7 protein-coding genes are annotated in these 6,057 nt (G+C 34.3%); all 7 read left to right on the top strand.

Translation table 11 applies throughout. From position 1 onward, the window contains the following. The first annotated feature begins 835 nt into the window (after positions 1-835). The 7 genes from ABDW33_RS19080 to ABDW33_RS19050 all read left to right on the top strand — a co-directional run bounded on the left by ABDW33_RS19080 (position 836) and on the right by ABDW33_RS19050 (position 6,056). Positions 836-1,510 carry a hypothetical protein gene (locus ABDW33_RS19080; protein ID WP_343691683.1) on the top strand — a complete coding sequence of 225 codons (675 nt, stop codon included), beginning with the start codon at positions 836-838 and terminating at the stop codon, positions 1,508-1,510. 221 nt (positions 1,511-1,731) lie between these two features. Then, positions 1,732-2,004: a hypothetical protein gene (locus tag ABDW33_RS19075; RefSeq protein WP_343691682.1), complete on the top strand. Its 273-nt coding sequence runs from the start codon at positions 1,732-1,734 to the stop codon at positions 2,002-2,004. After that, on the top strand, positions 2,004-2,450 hold the full coding sequence (locus ABDW33_RS19070; RefSeq protein ID WP_343691681.1) for a hypothetical protein: 447 nt from the start codon (positions 2,004-2,006) through the stop codon (positions 2,448-2,450). The genes ABDW33_RS19075 and ABDW33_RS19070 overlap by 1 nt, the downstream gene beginning before the upstream one ends. A gap of 722 nt (positions 2,451-3,172) precedes the next feature. Further along, positions 3,173-3,460 carry a hypothetical protein gene (locus ABDW33_RS19065; RefSeq protein WP_343691680.1) on the top strand — a complete coding sequence of 96 codons (288 nt, stop codon included), beginning with the start codon at positions 3,173-3,175 and terminating at the stop codon, positions 3,458-3,460. A 681-nt stretch (positions 3,461-4,141) separates the two neighbouring features. Beyond that, positions 4,142-4,744 carry a hypothetical protein gene (locus ABDW33_RS19060; RefSeq protein WP_343691679.1) on the top strand — a complete coding sequence of 201 codons (603 nt, stop codon included), beginning with the start codon at positions 4,142-4,144 and terminating at the stop codon, positions 4,742-4,744. A gap of 297 nt (positions 4,745-5,041) precedes the next feature. Further along, positions 5,042-5,551: a hypothetical protein gene (locus ABDW33_RS19055; protein ID WP_343691678.1), complete on the top strand. Its 510-nt coding sequence runs from the start codon at positions 5,042-5,044 to the stop codon at positions 5,549-5,551. Positions 5,552-5,732: 181 nt separating this feature from the next. Continuing rightward, the gene (locus ABDW33_RS19050; RefSeq protein WP_343691677.1) at positions 5,733-6,056 is read left to right on the top strand and encodes a hypothetical protein; all 324 of its coding nucleotides are present in this window, start codon (positions 5,733-5,735) and stop codon (positions 6,054-6,056) included. Position 6,057 lies beyond the last annotated feature (1 nt).

The raw sequence follows: 6,057 nt of genomic DNA, 5'->3' as shown, positions 1-6,057 counted from the left end.
GGATCTATTTGAAAAACTTTCCTTCTCAAAACGATTACCCAAAAATCAATATAGGGCGACCCTTAAAATGCTATATAACTCAAAAAAATGAGAGGGTGCCTCATTTACTTATGAGACACCCTCTTCTATTTTAACCTCTGTTAGCTTAATAGATGTTTCTTCTCCATCTGGTCAGTATGCCATTAAGCGATTAATCTTATGCTTATAGCATATTTTATCATATAAGAGACTCACTGTCGAACAACATGCTTCCCTCTATCACCTACCTGATGAGTATGCACTTGTAGATAGTGCATATGACGGTACGGTAGGTTTACATGTTTGCCCACAGGCATTATCTCCTGAAGCATTTGCAGCGCACTTCAAACCATCCTGAGCAAAGGTGCGGGTTCAATTCCACCCTGAGTACTGCCGTTACCTGGTTACCTGAAATATACTTCTTATGAAAATGCATTACAATGAGACATAACCTTTGAAGAAGTTGAAACATAGAGATTCATCCGCATTGCTGTCATGAAAATATGGACCATCAGGTCAACCTGATCCATCGCTGATCTTTAAGACCAATTCGTCCCGGGATAACACCATTAATCCAGTGTAATACAGCACCTGCTTGTACCAGCTGTCAGGAGTTATCAACACTGTATGCCAGCTATAATGCTACCTATCCTGGGCTGGCACCTGCTTATGAGGATACGAGTAGTCTGCAGCAACAGAAGAACAAGCTGTTTGCCGCGTATATCAATAATGCTACGGGGTATAATTATCAGGCGTGGCAATATTTTGCATTCAGGGATACCTGTGCGTTGTCTCAATTAACGGATTCTGTAGCTGTATGCACCACTGCCAATACGGTTCTACACTCCAGACCTATAACAGGAATGGTTACAGTAGTGTCTTTTATGATATAATTAATACAACAGATAATGGTATGCTGCTCGCGGGGCAAATCAAAAACGCTTCTGGGAATTATGACGCATATCTTGTGAAAACAACTGCAACAGGGCAGGTAAGCTGGGCAAAGACCTATGGTAATAATGGAAATGATTATTTCAATAGGATTCGCATTATTGGCGATAGTGGCTATATTGCACTGGGTACTACCAGTGTTGGTGTTACTAATTCTGCATTTATTGTCAAATTACAGTCTAATGGTGATACGACCTGGAGTAGGGTACTTAATGATAGCAAGGGTATAACCGGACAGGATATTATACAGACAGTTAGTGGATATGTCATGGCATTAAGGCATAAGACACTTTCTGGTCATGTCAGTGGCCTGGTGGTGTCATTGAAACCTAATGGAGATGCTCGTTGGGCATATATACTGGATTTGAAAGGAAATGGTAATGAAGGCTATTCAATCGTTCAGAATAAAGACACACTGGTGATGGTAGGATGTTCCTTTGCGAATATTTTCAAGACTTCGATGTATAATATGGTAGCGACCAAACTGTATTTATCGACGGGAAACGTCATCCCTAATTCTACCATTATGAGTTTCAAATAGATTTTAAGAAAACTAAAATTCAGGAAAATAGTACTAACTTATATTCATTGAGAAATGGATATATAAAAGCAAACCTGATGAGGTTGATAGAAAGGATGCGAGTGCAGTTATGGATGTATACAATATTGATGATAATTGCAAAAAGACTACCGTCGGTTTTGGAAAACAGTTTGATAAGACACAATATGTAAAGATGGAGATGGTTGGCTATATTTCTGGGTATGATATTCAATTTACATCCTACGAAAAAAATTGAGCAAAAAATCGACTCTTATTTGTCGTCTTTAAACGCTACGGCAGGTATTAAGGATCCTGAAATACTTATTAATATGTCGACTCCGACATTTTTTAAGGAAAAATATAGACCTGATTTCGAGAAAAAATTAAAAAAAAGATTTGAGGAAAAAGTACAAATCCAGTGGCAGTTTTTTCAGGTAAAAAAGGAAACAAAAAAAGAACATAATGCTAATATTTCAATTACAATTAAAAAATAATGAAACACTTTTTATTACACTCAATTTTTTTTATTTGTTGTTTTTGTCGGGCAGTTTCTCAAGATACTGCAACAGTTTCCTTTCTTGGAAGAAATGTAACGATATTACCCAGCGACGGTAGTGTGAAATGGTGTGCCAACAACCCAGAGAATAACGATACAATAATATCCCTAGGAGCGGATAAATATTTTTATCTGAAAAGATCAAATAACGATAGCCTTCCAGTTTTAACTGGACAACTTGGGTTATATAAAATATCCGATCAACTTATTTTATTTCGCGAGGGATTTTGGATTGTAGAAGATGAAGATCGGAAGATAATGTTTTCTAATAATCATGAACCTGATCAAATAATATTGGAATATCCTGTTAGTACAGAACCGGCAAATATTAATATGCCCCAACGCAAAAAAAGTAGGAGTAAAAGGGGTGGGAAAGATATTTGAGAAAGAAGTGAAAATTTAGTGAAGTGTAGGTAAGGAAACCGTTCTTTACCTGCATTTTTTTTGATACTTAGTATCCGTTTGAACTAGGAATTAATATAAGAGAAATGGTCTTAGAATAGCGAGCAAAAGAGACATTTTCGTATAATAACGAGGATTTTTTCTAATTATAATTTTTAAAATAACTATATGGGTATCAGCACTCCCGATGACTTCTTTACCCACGTTTCCCAATGAAAACCGAACTCCTCACACTCCGCAAAATCAATTCGTAGTAACAACGAACCTACAGAATATGTTGCAAGAGAAAATATTACCTTTGAAGCCGGTTTCGTAAGTATTTAAATGCGTATGAAAATTGTTTAAGTGATTTGGGACTTGAGCAGGAATGTAATTTTATTTGTAGTTCCCAGTTTTAGATACCAGAGCGGTAGTAGCTGTTTATGGAAGCTCTTATATTTAAAATCATTGTTGTCCGGGCAAACCGTTTTTAAACTCTTTTTATTCTATATTAATTGATGAGACAATATTACATCCATTTACTACAAGACAATCTATAAATAAAGCAACATGAATGGAGTTCACAGTTTTTATCGAGAGGATGGACATTACGTAATAAGGGAAAATAACACTAATGATATTATTCTAATTAGCAATGGGTTAGATCTTGATTGGAAGCCTGATCCAACTATTATTAACCCATATATTCCTAAAAAATAGCAAAAATGAATAAAGTTGAGAATCTATTTATAGAAAAAGCAATTGATGTATGTGGAATTATTGTTTATTCAAAAAAAGAAACGTTGGATTTTATCGAAGCGTGTAGAAATTTTGAAATTGGTATTCTTGGAATAGATGCATTTTTTATAGCAGAAAAAATGACTCAGCCAAGAATGGAGGATAGCATAAATTATTCAAGATATACAAAGGATAAGAATATTTATTATAGTGCATTGGAATTTATTTCAGAACGAGACGATAATCTATTTTTTGAAATAGTATGTGATTACTAGAAAACATCAATTTATTATTGAGCAGTTTTGCGCTATAGTTATTTTATTTAAATCATAATCTCAGCAATGCATCTAGAACTGATTTCATAATTGCTATTTGGATTTTTTGGGAAAGTGTTAAGTTAACTGTGTAAACTATCGTTCTTAGATTTGAAGGTTGCATCGTTCTTGACCAAAGCTATTGATAAATTGTAATAACATATTGGGCCATTCCCTTTGGGGCATGGTCCATTTTTTGCAATTGGACTAAGATTGTTAAAAGTTGTAGGTAGTGTGTATTAGGTACTGTAAATTTTAGGGGCAAATAGTGGCACGTTGACATTTTTTAATCACAGACGATGAGAATAACAAGCGGTTACCAAATGGTGTACCTTTAAAAAAAAGGTCTTTCGCAATTATACCCCTGGTACAGATCTGACGACGAATGCAGTTGTAAAAAATATCGAAGCTTCCTTTTCTATCACCTTTAAGAAGAGCCAAAAGAGAAAGAACATTTTACGATTTCAAAGATAATATATGTCTATAACTAAAAGTTATTTTTTTCTTCCTCCTTGATTCTCCAGTTTTATGAAAGGCTTTGCATAAGAATGAATTAAAATCTAGGAGAAAAGTATAATTTAAAACCGATTTTTGGGGAATTAGGACTTTTAGGGAAAACGGTACTTTTAAAATTAAAAAATAATGGAATTATTAGATGAATTAAATAAATATTATCCTGATGACAGGAGAATATTTGTAGAGAAAGTTGATTTTGTAGGTGAGACTCCCTATTTAATCTTAAGATTTAAATTGGCGGATTATATTGATGAAGAGGATGGTGTAGATCAACGCTGGAAAGTAAATATAAAAGGATTTAAAGAAGCAAACATTAAAGCAGAAACCTCTACAAGTGTTGAATGTGAAATGGAGCATCCATTATCTTGGCAATACCAGGATACAAATACAAGTTTGTACTTTAGAGGAGTGCCGGAGGACATATGGAAGTTATATTATGATTTGACTCTATTGCATAATAAATTATTTGAGTATTATTTAGAGGTTGATCGTTTTTTAAATCCAGTATACTTCGATAAGTTATTAAATGCAGGTGCAGGACTTATAGCGAAAGGGCCGCATCGACTTATGTTAGAATATGCAGCGTTATTGGAAAAGCATAATGTTAAAACGAGTATGATATTAAATAAGGGATTGAATCAGGACTTGGACAATTCACCTCTTATTGTAATGTTTATTGCGAAAACGTATATTGTAGCGGAAGAATATAATGCAATAAGACTATTATAAAATCACATAAGCGTAGCATAAATTTCGTTATTATAATACAACTGTCGGAAATAAGCACTATTTCAGAGAACTTTATAAATGATCGAAATAGAAATTGTTTTGGTATTATTCTTAAAAAGCTTCAATAATTTTAAATATTTTATAAAGAGCACGGGATCCTACCGGATTCTTTCAATTCATGTTTTGCCTTCTAAATTTATTGTTATTTGAAGGTGAACAGAGAGGTCGCTCCTGGCATTGAGGCAACTCCAATAAACCCCAATCCACCGATAAATATTTCATTAAAAAAAGGATAATATGCGATTCCCAATTTTGATTATATCATTTATATCAATATTTTGTATTTCAACAAATGCCCAGGTTATTAAAGAAATGCCTGATCTTCCGCCAATTCCAATGCCAGCTGATAGTTCTGATCCTCATGATGGTAAGGATCCTGGAATGATTAATCCTCCAATTCCGCCTGGTTTTCCGGGAGGGACTGATTCATTGGTCGTTTATTTAAAACGGCATATAAAGTTGCCACTTCTAAAATCAAATAATAATAAATTTTTCTGTTTGATTGTAGGAATTAAAATTGATTCCTGTGGTAATTTTACAGAAGTTCAAACATATTGGGCACCGGAAAACGAGTGGCCAGAAATGGAAGAACTAATCAAAGCAGCAATAAAACAAATGCCCCAGTGGATTCCTAGGATGTCATACGATAGAAAAGAACAGTTAAAGTCAATTGAATCTTTTGTATTTTATGCACAAAATAATCATCTTGTATTCGAAGGGGATCGAAGGTACTTGCAAATTTTTTAGATAATTGGAATTTAATAGATGATGGGAGTATTCATTGTATAGGTACGGCCTGGCTGCACCTGTATTATTCCCGAGTGGTAGTATATCTTTAAAGTCTTTATTTTTTTTTATACAATGAAAAGTGTTTTTGTTGGAATGTTTGTGGATGCGACTGTTCAAACAGTTTTTCAGGTGGTCGCTAATGGCAACGTACAAATCGATAAATACGATTATTCGAGTATGGAAGCAAACTTTTTCTTTTTCAAATCCATTTTTGACAGTTGCAATTGGTTCTGGTCCGGAGTATACTGCAGAGAGCGGAATTTCTAATTCTTCATTGGTAAATAAAACCGCTACTCGTTGGGGCCTTGAAACTTTTGTAGGAGGAACTTTGAATGTCGCTGCAGGAAAAGGAGCAAGTGCGATGACCCCAGATTTGGGCAAGGTAACAGCAAAGGCAGCTTCTTTCTTTTGGGGTAATTCATATGGAAATATATTTATTAATAGTTATGATGAAAAAATATAAA

The sequence above is a fragment of the Chitinophaga sp. genome, assembly GCF_039596155.1.
Classification (GTDB): Bacteria; Bacteroidota; Bacteroidia; order Chitinophagales; family Chitinophagaceae; genus Chitinophaga.
The sequence above is the reverse complement of the archived record's forward strand: the minus strand, read 5'-3'. Positions and strand labels throughout refer to the sequence as shown.